This is a genomic window from Nitrospira sp. (assembly GCA_005116745.1).
GTDB lineage: Bacteria > Nitrospirota > Nitrospiria > Nitrospirales > Nitrospiraceae > Nitrospira_D.
In genome coordinates this window covers 451,581-466,199 of sequence record SWDS01000002.1, presented here as the reverse complement: position 1 = coordinate 466,199, position 14,619 = coordinate 451,581, and the positions used below count along the sequence as shown (strand labels likewise).

Below are 14,619 nucleotides of genomic sequence, written 5' to 3'. Positions count from 1 at the left end.
GGAATGTCAAACGATAACTCGGAAACGACTTCAGCAACCCAAATCAGTGAGGAGTCATTACATTGCGACGGCAGAAATGAATGGGCTATACTCGCCCATTACTCAACAGAGACAAGGAGGCGTCCATCACTATGCTCGAGCCGGTTCAGCTAGCCAAATTCGGTGTCACTGAACTCGAAGCTCAACACGCACTCGATCGGCTCAACATGAGGGATATTGACTATGCGGACCTCTATTTTGAGTCCCGCACCTCAGAGTCGGTATCGATGGAGGAAGGCATCGTGAAGCGTGCAGCCAAGAGTGTCTCTCAAGGCGTCGGCGTCCGTGCAATTGCCGGTGAGAAGACAGGGTTTGCCTACTCAGATGAACTCACAAAAAGGGATCTGGAGATTGCGGCCGACACGGCACGCTACATCGCTAATTCTCCTCAGGGAGCTTCTCCTGTGCCGGTGCCCACCCAGTGCCGACCGACCAGAGACCTCTATCCGATCGAACGAGCGAAGGCCGAGGTTGCCACGGCTGATCGCGTGGCGCTGTTAAACGCAATTGATGCCGAGGCCAGACGGTACGATCCCCGCATTAAGAACGTCATGGCTTCGTTTAACACCGAATACAAGGTGGTGGCGGTTGCGACCTCTGATGGGACACTGGTCGGCGATAGTCAACCGTTGTCCCGTCTGCAGATCACCTGTATTGCCGAGGACGGTGACAATCGACAGGTCGGGAGCTTCGGCGGGGGCGGTCGGGTTGGATTTGAGTACTACCTCGAGGACAATCGACACTTGAGCTATGCGCGAGAAGCGGCGAGAGAGGCGATCCTGAACTTGTCTGCTGTGGATGCTCCGGCCGGGGTGATGCCTGTGGTGTTGGCCGGTGGATGGCCCGGTATCCTACTGCACGAGGCGATCGGACATGGCTTGGAAGCCGACTTCAACCGGAAAAAGACGTCGGCCTTCTCAAGCTTGCTCGGGAAACGCGTGGCGTCGGACGTCTGCACGATCGTCGACGATGGAACCCTTCCATTTCGCCGAGGTTCGTTAAATATGGATGATGAGGGAACGCCAACCAGCTGCACGACACTCATCGAGAAGGGCATTCTCCGCCGCTATATCACCGATAAGCTCAACGCTCGCCTCATGGGCATTCCTCTGACCGGTAACGGTCGGCGTGAGAATTACCAAAGTGTGGTGCTCCCCCGTATGACGAATACCTTTATGTTGGCCGGTGAGTCGGATCCTCAGGACATTATTCGGTCGGTGAAGAAAGGGCTCTATGCCGTCTCGTTCGGCGGTGGACAGGTTGATATCACCAACGGGAAGTTCGTGTTCTCTGCCAGCGAGGCGTACCTCATCGAGGACGGACAGATCACGAAGCCGGTGAAGGGCGCAACATTGATCGGGAGTGGGCCGGAGATCCTCACCAAGGTTTCGATGGTGGGGCATGATCTGAAACTCGACAATGGGATCGGGACGTGTGGGAAGGACGGCCAATCGGTGCCGGTCGGAGTCGGCTTGCCGACCCTCAAAATCGACGAAATCACGGTCGGGGGTACGCAGAGGTAAGAGAGTCACAAGTCATTATGGTCTCACGGCCCACCAAAGTGGCCGACCACATGACAACTGATAGAAAAGAGGGCGTGTGCATCAAGGGCAACGAGGGACAGAGCCTGCCACAATCACCAACGGCTATGCGCAGCTGGCTGCCAATGTTCTGGCTCGTGCGAAAGCCTGCGGCGCGACAGAGGCCGATATCGTGGTGGCCGATGGTGAGACCTTTTCGGTCCAAGTACGGGTCGGTACGGTCGATCGATTGACGAAGGCGAGAGAGAAGCGGCTCGGACTACGCGTCTTCATCGGAAAACGCTCGGCGACGACCTCGACATCTGACTTTTCACAAGACTCTCTTGAACGGCTTATTGCCGACACCTGCACCTTGGCTAAGGCGGTTGTTGAGGATGACGTATCGGGGTTACCAGATGGGGCTCAGATGGCGACGGACCAGCCGAGCCTTGATCTCTACGATGAGACTGTGCTCGATACGGAAACGCAGATTGATTGGGCCAAGCGCGGAGAAGCGGCAGCGTTTGCCACGGATCCACGCATTACGAACTCGGAAGGTGCGGAGTTTGATTCATCATCGGGACGAGTGGTGCTGGCGAACAGCCATGGGTTCGTCGGGTCCTACAAGAGTTCAAACTTTTCGCTATCCGTCTCTCCGATTGCAACTGAGTCCACAACCGGTGCTATGCAGCGGGATGCCTGGTATGAGGTGCAGCGAAAATTTGCACGGCTGGCCTCAGCGGAATCGATCGGGCAGAAGGCGGCCGAACGAGCCGTTCGTCGCTTGGGCGCACGCAAAGTGGCGACCAAGCGAGTACCGGTGGTGTTTGACCAAGAGATGGCTGGGAGCCTGCTCGCAAACTTGTGTGGGGCCATTTCCGGCTACGGTCTCTACAAGCGGGCCTCGTTCCTTCTCGATCAGCTTGGTCAGACGATTGCGTCCGATCGCATGACTGTGTACGACGACGGCCGGATGGCCGGAGGCCTTGGATCTCGCCCGTTTGACGGCGAAGGATTGGCCACGCGCAAGAACACGATCGTGGAGCGAGGTGTGTTACGGAGCTATCTACTTGATACCTACTCTGGACGGAAACTGGGGTTGCCCTCGACCGGCAACGCATCACGGAGTGTGGGCGAGAGTCCGTCTGTCGGCCCGACGAATTTTTATCTCGTCCCAGGACTGAAGAGCGCTCAGGAGATTATCGGTTCCGTCAAGGAAGGGCTTTACGTCACCGAGTTGATCGGATTCGGAATCAATATGGTCACGGGTGATTACTCACGAGGGGCCAGTGGGTTTTGGATTGAAAACGGAGAATTGGCCTACCCCGTCGAAGAAATCACCATCGCGGGGAATCTCAAGCAGATGTTCAAGGATATCGAAGTGATTGGGAGCGACCTCGTGTTTCGGGGGCGAATTGCGAGCCCGACGCTGAAAATTTCAGAACTGATGGTGGCAGGCAACTAGCCGCGCATTAGGCACAGGGTTGAATTGTGAGTCTTGAGCGTGGTCGGACCCATGGCTGAATCCATTCGAGAAACGTCCGTTCAGTATCAGAGTGGAAGCGTGACGATGAAGGCGTTCGTCGCAGCTCCGCATACCAAAGAGCAACGACCGACCATCATCGTCCTCCAGGAGTGGTGGGGACTCACGGATCACATAAAAGATATTGCGCGGCGCTATGCGGCAGAAGGCTATGTCGCGATCGCGCCGAACCTCTACTCGCGCCTAGGATATGCCCTTACGACAGATGCCGGAGAAGCCGGAAAACTCATGAATACGCTGAAACAGGAAGACGGCCTCGCTGATTTGAATGCCACCGTGGGGTATCTAAAATCAGTTCCAGAGGTCGATGCCACGAGGATTGGTCTCACAGGGTTCTGTATGGGCGGCTCCTATGCGCTCATGCTGCCCTGCGTCAATGTGGAGATCAAAGCGGCAGTGCCGTTCTATGGCCAAGTGCCCAATCCTGATACGCCGATTCAGAAGCTGGCCTGCCCGGTGCTGTACCTCTACGGTGAAGACGATGGCTGGATTACCAAGGCGGATGTCCAGCGACTGGCCACGGCGTTGAAGAAGTATGGGAAAGCCGGCGAGATTAAAACCTATCCTGGTGCTCCTCATGCGTTTTTCCGAGATGCCGATCCATCCGTGTATCGGCCGGAGGCTGCGAAGGACGCCTGGGCGAGGACGAAGGCCTTCTTCAAGCAACAGCTCGGTTAGCTCGCGCAACACGAGACGAACTCAGAGGACTTTTTCTACATTCAAGAGAGACTCGGCGTATGAGACTGATCTGGAGCAGCATTCTATGTGCGATCGCGCTCATGCCTGGCATCAGTGCTGCGGCCGATTTTCAGCTCACCAGTCCGACCATTAAGCCTAAGGGCACGATCGGCAGGGCGCATGTCTTCGACGGATTTGGATGCACCGGCGACAATGTGTCACCGGAATTGCGTTGGACCAACGCTCCGAAGGGGACCAAGAGTTTTGCCGTGACCATGTATGATCCGGATGCGCCCACCGGTAGCGGCTGGTGGCATTGGGTCATCTTCAATATTCCTCCGGATATCTCGGCACTCGCCGCGGGCGCCGGAAAGCCGGGCGGCTCCGGTGAGCCGCAACGCGCGGTGCAAAGCATGACGGACTTCGGTGAGCCCGGCTACGGTGGCCCCTGTCCTCCTGCCGGCCATAAATCACATCGCTACATCTTTACGGTGTATGCATTAAAAGTAGATCAATTGTCGTTGAAGCCTCAGGCATCCGGCGCAATGGTCGGGTACTATCTCAATCAGAATGCTCTGGCCAAAGCTTCCTTCACCGGCCTGTATAGCCGCAAATAACGACGAGTAAGAATCTCACGCTATGCCACTTGATACTGAGCTGGGAAAGAAGATGCTGCAGCTGATCACGTCACGGTACGACGATCGGCATTGGCGAAAGCACATAGAAAAAACGCTCAGTCTCCCACAGACCGGCGTCACCGATCCGGTTCAACAGCAGATCTTTATATATCTCAAGCATGGCTTGAAGGCCTACAAGTCTCGCCGAGCCGATCCAGACTCCTGGATCATCGGCGGCTATGCCACGAAGGAAGTTATCAATCGCGCAAAATTCCAACCGCAGCTCGTTGGTGCCACCATCAAGCAAGAGGACGTAGCCTTCCTAGGGGCCGACCCAGGAGAGGAAGTGACCGAGGCCTGGTGGGAAGAGATGCTGGTCCAATGGTTCGACGTGCCGGAAGAAGAAAAACCTGCCGAACTAGAAGACAGTCAATCTGCTGATTCAGACACCTCGTCGACCGCAAGATCGAACGCCTGATAGGGTGACCTCGGTTGTCAATAGTGGACGCCATGAATGACAGCCTCATGCCGCCGGCTGTTGACGGGCCCACTGAAGGGCAAATGCCGCAGGTGAGCAATTCCCCAGCCGAGAATGTCGCCGCTGACGGTTGTAGAACAGCTCGATGTACTCCGTGATTTCCCGCTGGGGCTGCTCCCGCGTGGCATACCGCCGATGATGCACCAGCTCATTCTTCAGCGTCCCCCAGAAGCTCTCCATCGGCGCATTGTCATAGCAGTTGGCCTTCCGACTCATGAACGCGGTCATGCCGAACTGCCGCAGCTGCGCCTGATGGTCCTGAGCACAATATTGGGACCTACGGTCGGAGTGGTGGATCAAGCCTGGGCGTGGGCGCTTCGTCCCCACCGCTTTCCTTAAGGCGTCGCTCACCAAGTCCGTCGTCATCCGAGCACCCATGGTATGCCCGATCACTTCACAGGTGAACAGATCCTTGATGCCGGAGGCTTGTTGCGGGGTTGGAGAAGAAGACGCCCTCTCATTGACCCACTCTAATCTGCGGAGAACCTCTTTTCGGTTGAGCGAGACCGTTCCCGGTCTCAGTAGCTGGACGCGGTCACCAACCACGATTTGAACATCGAGTGGTGTTGTGAAGATAGTGACGGAGTGATGGTCGCCGTGCCACCAGGTGCCACATCCGGAGAGCGAGATCAATGCCAAGAGCAGAGTGATACTTCCAAATCATAATTGGCTGGCCCAGTGCGTCATAGCGCGCACTCCTCGCTGATAGATCTCCTGCGAGGCATTCTTCTACTGACCAGCTGGTTCTTTTAGCGGATTCGCAAATCTTGCAGGAGAAGATTCAAGGGGAGAAATCGGGTCAGATCTTCATGGCCTCGTTTACTTCATGTAGCGTTGCACTGGCGACTGCAGCAGCTCGTTTGCTGCCGGTATCGACAATTTCATCGACGCGGGATGGCGCTTGCGTGAGTTTGGCGCGTTTGTCCCAGATCGGTGCCAACTGTTCCACCATGCGGTCCGCCACGAGTTTCTTGCAGTCGATACAGCCGATCGCAGCGGATCGGCAGTCTGTGTTGACCTGGTTTTTGACCTCTTGTGGGGAGTAGATGTTGTGGAATTCGTAGACGGGACAGAGGTCGGGATTGCCTGGGTCGGTCCGCCGCACACGGGCTGGGTCGGTGACCATGGTCTTGAGCTTCTGCCGAACGACTGGTTCGGTATCAGAGAGGTTAATCGTATTATTGTAACTCTTGCTCATCTTTCGGCCATCGGTGCCAAGCACCTTGGGAAACTTGGTCAGGTGTTCCTTCGGCTCAGGAAAGACTGCTGTTTTGTAGATATCGTTGAATCGCCGGGCGAGCTCTCTCGTCAGTTCTAGATGGGGGAGTTGATCCTTCCCTACTGGAACAAAATCGGGTTTGTACAGGAGGATGTCGGCGGCTTGGAGGACTGGGTAGCCGAGAAAGCCGTAGGTCGTGAGGTCTTTTTCCTTGATCTCCTCCTGCTTCTCCTTGTAGGTCGGGTTGCGTTCCAGCCACGAGACAGGCGTCATCATCGAGAGTAAGAGATGCAGGATCGCATGTTCCGGAATCCGCGACTGGATAAAGATCGTAGACCGGTCCGGGTCGATACCGCCGGCCAGCCAATCGATCAGCATCTCCTGCACAAAGGTACGAATGCGACTGGTGTCGGCATAGTTCGTCGACAACGCGTGCCAGTCGGCGACGAAGAAATAGCAGGCATGCTGTTCTTGCAAGGCCTTCCAGTTTTCTAAGGCACCAAGATAGTTGCCGAGATGCATGAGGCCGCTGGGCTGCATGCCGCTGAGTACGCGTCTGCGAGGTGTGGTCATTCTGCAACTCCTGGACGGAGGCCGAGTGCTGTTGACAAGATTGTTCCGGACAGTCCCTTGGCAAAGGTTCCAGTGATCATGTGGATAATGCCTAGCTCTTTGTCGAATACAATGAGCCCCACCAGGATGAGCATGCCATAGGGCTCCAATCGCGCGAGTGTCATCGCTGGTTTTGGCGGCAGCAGCGCCGTGAGGATCCGGCCGCCGTCGAGCGGTGGGATGGGAAGTAGGTTGAACAGTGCAAGAAATACATTGATCATGACGGAATAGAGCGCCATGACGGCGATTGGACGAGAAAACATGGTTGTGAGGAGACCTGAAGACTCTTCAGCCTCGGTGGCGCTGCGAGGCGACAAGGTCGGTTCGAACGTCAGGATCAACGCCAAGAGCAAGGCACTGACGACGGCGAGCAGCAGGTTCATCCCCGGTCCGGCAGCTGCTACAAGTGCCATGTCGCGTCGAGGCTGGTGCATATTCCGAGGGTCAATCGGAACCGGCTTGGCCCAGCCCAACAGAAAGCTCCCAGGCAATATCAAACAGATCAACGGCAAGATGATCGTGCCGAACGTATCGATATGGGCCAGTGGATTGATGGTGAGCCGTCCTTCACGTTTTGCGGTCGAATCGCCGCATTTCTCCGCCATCCACCCATGCGCATATTCATGGAGCACCATCGCGAACAACAGGGGGAGTCCCATATACGAGATTGTGTGGATGATTTGTGAGAGGGAGTTCATGAGTGGTCAGTTCTCGCCCCAGTTCGAATAACCTGGTTAATCCAATTGCACAAACTTACCCTGTTTCACCTGTAGAAGAAAGAGCGGGCGGTGCAGGGTACCATCCGGTCCAAAACTGGCCGGTCCGGCAAGTGTCGGTAGGTTGCGCTGCGTCATGAGGAAGTCGTGAAGCGCTTCGCCGGAGGTTGCTCCGTGGCGGACGCCTTCAATGACGACTCTGGCGGCGTCATATCCTTGCATGGTGAAGAGCGAGGGGGTGGACTGAAAGCGCTTGTGGTACCGCTGAACAAACTCCTGTACGGCAGGATTCGGGCTATCGACGAAGAAGCCATCCACGAATGTTGCACCGTCGACTGTCCGATCAGCGGTACGGGCAAAGTCCTGCGAGTTCCAGCCGTTGGTCCCTAGCAGTGGGGCTTTGATGTCATGAAACGCCAGCTGTGCGGCGAGGAGGCCGATCTCGTGTGAGCGACTTGGGATGAAGATCGCGTCAAACCCTGGCGTGTAGAGGACGCGCTTTTCGTTTCGACTGAGGGGCTTACCGGGCTGTCGTGGTATGTCAACTGGAACTGCCAGCCCATACTTTTTCAGGTCTTCGGCTTTGAGCCGCTGGATCTGCGGGCCAAAATCCGTTTCGCCTTCCTTGAAGGCTTCTATCGCAATAATTTCGCCATCGAATCGGCGCACCTCCTGGGCGAAGAGCCGTGCCAGTTCTCGTCCATAGACGGTGTCGGGGTGGAGAATGCAGAATCGTCGATAGTCCTGCTGTTTCGCGGCGTAGGTCGCGATGCGTTCGGCTTGCATGGCGTAGGTCAACGACGTACTGAAGAGGTAACTGCCCAACCGACGGACATTGGGGAGAGTCGCTGCCGGGGTAATCAAGGGGATCCTGGTTTTTTGTGCCATTTCGGCCATGACCGGAAGGTTTTTTGACAGCATTGGGCCAATGACGACGAGTGGACGGTCGTCATGAAGTAGCGTCGAGAGATCGTCCAAAAAGCCTGGCCGATCGGCATCATGATCCTTCACGATCAAGCCAACGGATGGGCTGCCAGGTTGCTCACGAGCCCGTTCCACTGCCAACTGAATGCCCTCTAGGACGTCATTGGCGAAAGCGGACAAGTGGCCTGACAACGGAAGGACGGCTGCGATAAAATATTCGTTGGATTTCAACCTTGAATTGATGAGTTCCAGTGATTCGCTGGCTTTCGGGACGGAGGGGTGAGCAGGAAACGCAGCGAGAAAATGCCGGGTCTCCCGTTCTGCCAAGTGGTCTTCGCCTCGCACAATGTAGTAGTCGATCAGTCGGAGGGAGGCAAGGTCGCCAGGATAGGAACGAAGATAGGCATCCCGCACCCGGGTCAACCCTTTTTTGTCCAGCTTTTCATTGATGAATTGACGAATCTGTTCCCGGGTCTCCGCCATCTGTGTGTCGGTGCTGCCGGCCATGCCTTCCAGTAAGGTATGGATGGCTCGGACATAGTCTTTCTTTTGGGCGAAGGCCTCGGCAGTCAGCTGCTGTGCCTCGCGCTTTGTTACGTCGTCGAGTGCCGTTGTCCGTACTTGTGTCAGCAACGGCAATGCCAAGTCGATATTGCCCATCGCGGCATGGATGCGGGCCAATATGAGCTTACCTCGATCCACGAGGTCGGACTCGGGAAACTCCGTCTGAAGTTGGTTCAGAGAGCGGATTGCCTCTCCATAGTCCTTCATTCCATAGAGCGCGGCGCCCAGCAGAAGATAGGTATCATCGAGGTATTCAGCTGGTGGAGTGGTAGTCAAGAATCGACGCAAGGCTGTGGCTGCGGATTCTGGATCCCCTTTCTCGATCAAGTGCTTGGCCTGGTTCAAGGCCGGTGGGTTGGGAGGAAGGATCTTGACGGGATCTGCCGCCTCTGCTCCGCTCAGTTGAGTCGACGTGAGGCCGACTCCGAGCGTCAGCACAAGCGCCATTGCGACCATCAGTGGCGGCCATGCAGAGCTGGAAGAGGGGTGATATGAGTAGGTGAGCATTGCGTTTGATCGGCGGTAGGCCGTAGGCAGACTAGTATCGGAAAGGGTGCGACCTGTCAAGGAGAAGTACGGTGGCATCATTGTACTGATGAAGCGAGTTGGCTATAGTTCATTCATCGACCGCCATGGCTGAACCAACGGCACCATTGCTGGACCCTTTGCTTGAACGGTATCTCAGTGAGCTGCGGATTGAAGGTGGATTAGCCGCTAATACGCTGGAGTCCTACCGGCGAGATCTTTTACGTTTGCAGCGATACTTGTTGTCGCACCGACTCAGTATCGGAGACTCCGTTCCACCGCACACGATCCGGTCCTTTCTCGCAACCCTCAAACACGAGGCCCTCGCGGCTTCATCGATTGCTCGCCTTCTCTCGGCGATGCGAGGGTGGTATCGCTTTCTGGTTCGGGAACACCTCGTGAAGACCAGTCCTCTCCGTGATATGACGGCGGCGCATCGGCCGGTTCGATTACCGAAGACGCTGACACACCAGGAAATAACGGTGTTGCTAGAGCTGCCGGTTCGCGGTCGTGCTGAGGATCAACGCGACCGCGTGATGCTGGAAGTGCTGTATGCGGCGGGTCTTCGCGTGTCAGAGCTTGTTGGACTCAGTCTGTCGCAGATCGATGTGAATCTGGGCTGTGTGCGAGTCGTAGGGAAAGGTGCTAAGGAGCGAGTCGTCCCGATTGGACAGACTGCGGTCAAGATCCTGGTTGATTACGTCGAACATGTGAGACCCCTTCTACTCAAAGGGCGATCGTCCCGTGTCTTGTTCATCAGCCGGCGAGGACGAGGACTGACGAGGCAGGCATTTTGGAAGCTGCTTCTGCAGCGAGCCCGACGCGCTGGTATTTCGAAATCGATTTCTCCGCACATGTTGCGGCATTCTTTTGCCACGCATCTGCTGGAGGGGGGAGCAGATTTGCGAGTGGTGCAATCCATGTTGGGGCATGCAGACATCGCGACGACTCAAATCTATACGCATGTGGAAGGCAGCCGGTTACGGCACGTCCATCGCCAATACTTTCCGCGACAGCGCGGTCGACGACAGTCAGGTGTGGAAACTTCTACGAAGCGCAAATAGCTAAGAATTAGCATCGTGTGAGGTTGAATGAACGGTAGTGAGCCCGTTGACAAGGAATCATGGACTTGATACCCTCCGCATCGGTTGCCAAGAAAATTGGGCGGATAGCTCAGTTGGGAGAGCGCTGCCCTTACAAGGCAGAGGTCACAGGTTCAATCCCTGTTCCGCCTACCATGCAGAAGTGGTGGTACGCAGATCGAGGGTGTGTGTGCTTGGCGGAGGATCTGTTCCTTGCGCAGGGTTGATTGGCGACCACTGATTTCGTCTTGTCGTGCTGTTGTTCTGCCATCGATAGACTTTGCGGGGCCGTCGTTCAGCCTGGTTAGGACGCCAGATTGTCAATCTGGAAGTCGCGGGTTCAAATCCCGTCGGCCCCGCCATTTTCTTCAGAGTTTGGTACAATCCACCTTGCCAAGAAATCGTGAACGCTGAGGAGGGACAGTAGAGACTCGTATGTTTCAAACCGGACCACTGGGAGTTATTCTGTCGCTCGGGATCGTATCCAAGGTGGTCCTCGTGCTCCTGGTCTGCTTTTCCGTTGCGTCCTGGGCCATCATCTTCTACAAGTTGGCCGCATTTCGCACCGCTGATGCAAAAGATCGTCATTTTATGACTTTGTTGCTGCGGGCCAGAGATGTGGAGGACGTGACTCGGCATGCGCAACAGACGATCGGGAGTCCCTGCGCAAAGATTTTTCATGCCGTGATTCAACGGATCGGCTACCTCCCCACTGAGAGGAATGAAAACGGTTCCGTCGCCTATGATCGACATGTGATGGAGCGGACGGCGGCCCATCTTGCGCAGGGGCAAATCGACAAGTTGGAAGCGTTTCTTCCGTTTCTTGCGACGACCGGAAATATCTGCCCGTTCGTGGGCCTCCTGGGAACGGTGATGGGCATCATCGATTCATTCCGGGAAATTGGAACCCAAGGGACAGCCAGTATTGCGGCGGTGGCTCCCGGCGTTTCCGAAGCCTTGATTGCGACCGCAGCCGGATTGTTTGCCGCCATTCCAGCCGTCATTGCCTATAATTACTTTCTCGTACGTATCAGACGTGCCGCCATGCATATGGATTCGGTTGTGGTGGAGCTCCTGGCGTTGATTCCAGCCCAAACGAGACCCGTCGCTCCGGTCTCCGTCGGAGCGAAGGGATGATGTTTGAGACGAGGCAGCGACGATTTTTAGCCGAAATCAACGTGATTCCGCTCGTGGACGTGGTATTGGTGCTTCTGGTGATCTTTATGGTCACGGCGCCGATGCTCTATCGAGGCATGGACATCAAGTTGCCGACTTCCGCGTCGAACACGATCAAGCCGGAGATCCGAGCGGTGCTGACGATCGAAAAGGATCAACGCCTGTACCTCGACAAGGATCCGGTGAGCGTCGCTCAGTTAGAGCGAAAGCTGCGCATGATGAAAGCAGAGCATGCCGATGTGTCGGTGTATTTACGCGCTGACCGGGACGTGCCATACGGAATTGTGGTTCAGGTGATGGATGGAGTCAAACAAGCTGGCATCGAGAAGCTTGGTATGGTGACTGACCCCACCGGACCTGAACGTGTCAGTGAGGGTACGTCATCCCAACACAATTAGTAGGATAAGGTCCACGGTGCAGGCTTGGGCATCAGCCGGCATGGTTTCGGATGATGAATGGCAGGCGACACTGACTCGTCGCTTGGGCGTTGCTGTTATCGTTTCTCTGGTCCTGCATATTGGCATCCTGGCAATGGTGGGTTGGGTTCGACTGCCACGACATGGCGAACGGCCTCTGACGTCGATGGAGATTTCCCTTGCGAGTCTGCCGACGCTTCAGGAGAAAGCCGTTGAACCTCAGAAAAGTCAGCCGATTAAGAAAGAGGTCGAACAGCCCAAGCCGGTACAGCAGACGAAGCCTATCGAGCAATCCAAAGCTCCTGAGCGTCCCAAACTCATTGAACAGCCTAAAACTGCTCCTCCGGTGAAAGCGGCACCCGTGCCCCTTCCGCCGGTGGTGGCAGCACCTGTTCCTTCTCCGGTGGCTCCAGCCAAACCGTCGAATGATCTCATGCGCGATATTATGAAAGATATTGAGTTGCCTCCGGATGCTCCAAAGCACGGCGACATCAGCCCGGAGGACAAGCCGAGAAAGTCACCGGTGATGAAGCTGCCCGATGTACCGGTTGTGACGGAAACAAAGGAAACAACGCAAAAAAAGCTGGTTGCTTCTGCTCAGTCCTCATCCTTGACGGAAGATGTGGCGAAGGAATTAGACGAGGAATTGAAGAAGATCAAGACGCTTGAGGTGCCCAAAGCAGCACCACCAGTAGACGTGCCGTCAAAGCCTGTGCCTCAGCTTGAAGCGAAGATACAGAGCGCCAAGGCTGTCGACACCACATTGAAGGTTCCAGGGATGGCTGCGGGATCCAATGCGTATCTTGCGCTTGTGCGACAACGAATCAGCAATTCTTGGAATGCCCCGCCCATGGATCTGACCAGCCATGCGTACGTCGTGGTCGTACAGTTCAGACTGCATAAGAACGGATCGGTCACCGGTGTGGCGATCGAGCAATCGTCGGGAAACGAGTACTATGATTTGGCCGGGAAACGGGCTGTTCTCAGTGCAAACCCATTACCGGTGTTCCCAGCTGATATCACGGATCTGTATTTTGATGCGCACTTCACCTTTACCGTCGGAGAGCCACAAGGATAAATCATGGCGTTTCGAGTTGTTGTGTTCGTCAGCCTGTGTGTATCGATCGGCGTGGCGTGGATCATTGAATCCGGTGCCGCCGACGTCTTTCTTGAAGCCACCAGGCAGGATTTCCAGAAAATTCCACTTGGAATCGCCGGGATTGAAAACCTGGGCGGATCGGAGTCACCTGAGGCACGTGTGAAGCTGGGCACGCGCATCGAAGACGTGCTGAAGGCGGACGTGCGGCGCTCGCTGGTCTTTTCGCTTGTCGATTTGCCGAGTCTTGGCATGAAGGTTGGTCATCTCGGGGCGGAGCCTGATCCCTCATTCAAGCAAGCCGCCGAGAATGGAGTATCAGTCATTGTGTGGGGTCAGGCGGGGATGAAGAGTGGGAACAAGGATGCTGATCTCAGCATGGATGGCTATGTCTATGACGCCGGGAGCAATGAAGTCGTGGGGGGGAAACGCTATGTCGGTTCGGCGTCCGTCGCCCGCCTTATGGCCCATCGTTTTGCCGATGAGTTGGTCTTTCGCTATACGGGCGAGCCGGGAATCGCTCGGACGAAGATCGCCTATGTCTCGGAATTGGGGACGGCTCGTGAATTATTCGTGATGGATTACGATGGATATGATCCGCGTCAGCTGACGGCCGATGGGTTCTTGAATCTGATGCCACGCTGGTCGCCGGATCGCCGATTTCTGGTCTTCACGACGTACCGTAATCGAAATACGCAGGATATCGACATGATTGAGCTGGCCACGGGAAAGCGGTGGACACTCGTCGCGCAAGGGGGGCTGAACATCACTCCGGTTTTCTCTCCCGATGGGAATTCGCTGGCCTACTCATCAAGCCATGAAGGAAATGCCGAACTGTATCGTTTGGATACTAAGACGAAAGCTGTTCAACGACTGACGACGCATGCGGCCGGGGACTTGTCGCCCTCGTGGGCGCCCTCGGGCCGGGAGCTCGTATTTACGTCCGATCGGAGCGGTGGCCCACAAATTTTCCTCATGAGTGCGGATGGATCCAATGTGCGTCGATTGACGTTCGAAGGAGACTATAATGCAGCGCCGGTCTGGTCTCCTCGAGGCAATTTGATTGCCTATGTGTGTCGAACTCCAAAAAAAGAGTACAAACTGTGTGTGATCACCCCCGATGGTCAGAAACGTCTGCAATTAACGACAGGACTGGGCGTGGATGATTCTCCGTCCTGGTCTCCAGATGGACGGCATCTCGTGTTCAGCTCGACGGTGGAAGGGAAGAGTCAGATCTACATGATCGATGCGGACGGTAAAGACCTCGAGCGCATTACGTTCACCGGCACACATAATAGCGCGCCGTCCTGGTCCCCCGCCTCGTGAATTTCCAGGAAGGCATTGACGGCAATCG

General features: G+C 55.8%; 14 protein-coding genes and 2 tRNA genes. 12 read left to right on the top strand and 4 right to left on the bottom strand.

Annotated elements, in window-relative coordinates; translation table 11 throughout:
- Positions 1-131 precede the first annotated feature (131 nt).
- From tldD to E8D52_04260, 5 genes are all read left to right on the top strand, one after another.
- Positions 132-1,562 (top strand): metalloprotease TldD, encoded by a 1,431-nt coding sequence (gene tldD / locus E8D52_04280; protein TKB70269.1) that lies wholly within the window; start codon positions 132-134, stop codon positions 1,560-1,562.
- Between the two features lie 112 nt (positions 1,563-1,674).
- On the top strand, positions 1,675-3,024 hold the full coding sequence (locus E8D52_04275) for a TldD/PmbA family protein (protein TKB70377.1): 1,350 nt from the start codon (positions 1,675-1,677) through the stop codon (positions 3,022-3,024).
- A gap of 51 nt (positions 3,025-3,075) precedes the next feature.
- Entirely contained in the window at positions 3,076-3,780 is a 705-nt protein-coding gene (locus tag E8D52_04270) for a dienelactone hydrolase family protein (GenBank protein TKB70268.1), read from the top strand.
- Positions 3,781-3,839: 59 nt separating this feature from the next.
- Positions 3,840-4,397 carry a YbhB/YbcL family Raf kinase inhibitor-like protein gene (locus tag E8D52_04265; protein ID TKB70267.1) on the top strand — a complete coding sequence of 186 codons (558 nt, stop codon included), beginning with the start codon at positions 3,840-3,842 and terminating at the stop codon, positions 4,395-4,397.
- 22 nt (positions 4,398-4,419) lie between these two features.
- Positions 4,420-4,875 carry a hypothetical protein gene (locus E8D52_04260; GenBank protein ID TKB70266.1) on the top strand — a complete coding sequence of 152 codons (456 nt, stop codon included), beginning with the start codon at positions 4,420-4,422 and terminating at the stop codon, positions 4,873-4,875.
- 45 nt (positions 4,876-4,920) lie between these two features.
- Here the strand turns inward: E8D52_04260 and E8D52_04255 are convergent, their stop codons facing one another.
- From E8D52_04255 to E8D52_04240, 4 genes are all read right to left on the bottom strand, one after another.
- Complete coding sequence (locus E8D52_04255) at positions 4,921-5,574, bottom strand: IS3 family transposase (protein TKB70265.1); 654 nt, start codon at positions 5,572-5,574, stop codon at positions 4,921-4,923.
- A gap of 160 nt (positions 5,575-5,734) precedes the next feature.
- Positions 5,735-6,727, bottom strand: a complete 993-nt coding sequence (gene trpS / locus E8D52_04250) for a tryptophan--tRNA ligase (protein TKB70264.1) — start codon at positions 6,725-6,727, stop codon at positions 5,735-5,737.
- On the bottom strand, positions 6,724-7,464 hold the full coding sequence (locus E8D52_04245; GenBank protein ID TKB70263.1) for a site-2 protease family protein: 741 nt from the start codon (positions 7,462-7,464) through the stop codon (positions 6,724-6,726). Before E8D52_04245 ends, trpS begins: the two co-directional genes overlap by 4 nt.
- Before the next feature lie 36 nt (positions 7,465-7,500).
- Positions 7,501-9,558: a tetratricopeptide repeat protein gene (locus E8D52_04240; protein ID TKB70262.1), complete on the bottom strand. Its 2,058-nt coding sequence runs from the start codon at positions 9,556-9,558 to the stop codon at positions 7,501-7,503.
- A 44-nt stretch (positions 9,559-9,602) separates the two neighbouring features.
- Between E8D52_04240 and xerD the strand changes: the two genes are divergently transcribed.
- The 7 genes from xerD (at position 9,603) to tolB (ending at position 14,591) form a co-directional block, all read left to right on the top strand.
- The gene (gene xerD / locus E8D52_04235) at positions 9,603-10,559 is read left to right on the top strand and encodes a site-specific tyrosine recombinase XerD (protein ID TKB70261.1); all 957 of its coding nucleotides are present in this window, start codon (positions 9,603-9,605) and stop codon (positions 10,557-10,559) included.
- Positions 10,560-10,657: 98 nt separating this feature from the next.
- Positions 10,658-10,733, top strand: a tRNA-Val gene (locus tag E8D52_04230).
- Between the two features lie 128 nt (positions 10,734-10,861).
- Positions 10,862-10,939, top strand: a tRNA-Asp gene (locus E8D52_04225).
- A gap of 73 nt (positions 10,940-11,012) precedes the next feature.
- The gene (locus tag E8D52_04220) at positions 11,013-11,714 is read left to right on the top strand and encodes a protein TolQ (protein ID TKB70260.1); all 702 of its coding nucleotides are present in this window, start codon (positions 11,013-11,015) and stop codon (positions 11,712-11,714) included.
- Positions 11,711-12,151 carry a protein TolR gene (locus E8D52_04215; protein TKB70259.1) on the top strand — a complete coding sequence of 147 codons (441 nt, stop codon included), beginning with the start codon at positions 11,711-11,713 and terminating at the stop codon, positions 12,149-12,151. The genes E8D52_04220 and E8D52_04215 overlap by 4 nt, the downstream gene beginning before the upstream one ends.
- A 16-nt stretch (positions 12,152-12,167) precedes the next feature.
- Positions 12,168-13,247 carry a TonB family protein gene (locus tag E8D52_04210; protein ID TKB70258.1) on the top strand — a complete coding sequence of 360 codons (1,080 nt, stop codon included), beginning with the start codon at positions 12,168-12,170 and terminating at the stop codon, positions 13,245-13,247.
- Positions 13,248-13,250: 3 nt separating this feature from the next.
- Positions 13,251-14,591 carry a Tol-Pal system beta propeller repeat protein TolB gene (gene tolB, locus E8D52_04205; GenBank protein ID TKB70257.1) on the top strand — a complete coding sequence of 447 codons (1,341 nt, stop codon included), beginning with the start codon at positions 13,251-13,253 and terminating at the stop codon, positions 14,589-14,591.
- Positions 14,592-14,619: the final 28 nt, after the last annotated feature.

Bases quoted from the DNA above. Each gene is read 5' to 3' on its own strand.
- E8D52_04265 (TKB70267.1), top strand. From the start codon at position 3,840: ATGAGACTGATCTGGAGCAGCATTCTATGTGCGATCGCGCTCATGCCT.
- E8D52_04270 (TKB70268.1), top strand. From the start codon at position 3,076: ATGGCTGAATCCATTCGAGAAACGTCCGTTCAGTATCAGAGTGGAAGC.
- E8D52_04240 (TKB70262.1), bottom strand. From the start codon at position 9,558: ATGATGCCACCGTACTTCTCCTTGACAGGTCGCACCCTTTCCGATACT.
- trpS (TKB70264.1), bottom strand. From the start codon at position 6,727: ATGACCACACCTCGCAGACGCGTACTCAGCGGCATGCAGCCCAGCGGC.
- E8D52_04245 (TKB70263.1), bottom strand. From the start codon at position 7,464: ATGAACTCCCTCTCACAAATCATCCACACAATCTCGTATATGGGACTC.
- E8D52_04220 (TKB70260.1), top strand. From the start codon at position 11,013: ATGTTTCAAACCGGACCACTGGGAGTTATTCTGTCGCTCGGGATCGTA.
- tldD (TKB70269.1), top strand. From the start codon at position 132: ATGCTCGAGCCGGTTCAGCTAGCCAAATTCGGTGTCACTGAACTCGAA.
- tolB (TKB70257.1), top strand. From the start codon at position 13,251: ATGGCGTTTCGAGTTGTTGTGTTCGTCAGCCTGTGTGTATCGATCGGC.
- xerD (TKB70261.1), top strand. From the start codon at position 9,603: ATGGCTGAACCAACGGCACCATTGCTGGACCCTTTGCTTGAACGGTAT.
- E8D52_04260 (TKB70266.1), top strand. From the start codon at position 4,420: ATGCCACTTGATACTGAGCTGGGAAAGAAGATGCTGCAGCTGATCACG.
- E8D52_04215 (TKB70259.1), top strand. From the start codon at position 11,711: ATGATGTTTGAGACGAGGCAGCGACGATTTTTAGCCGAAATCAACGTG.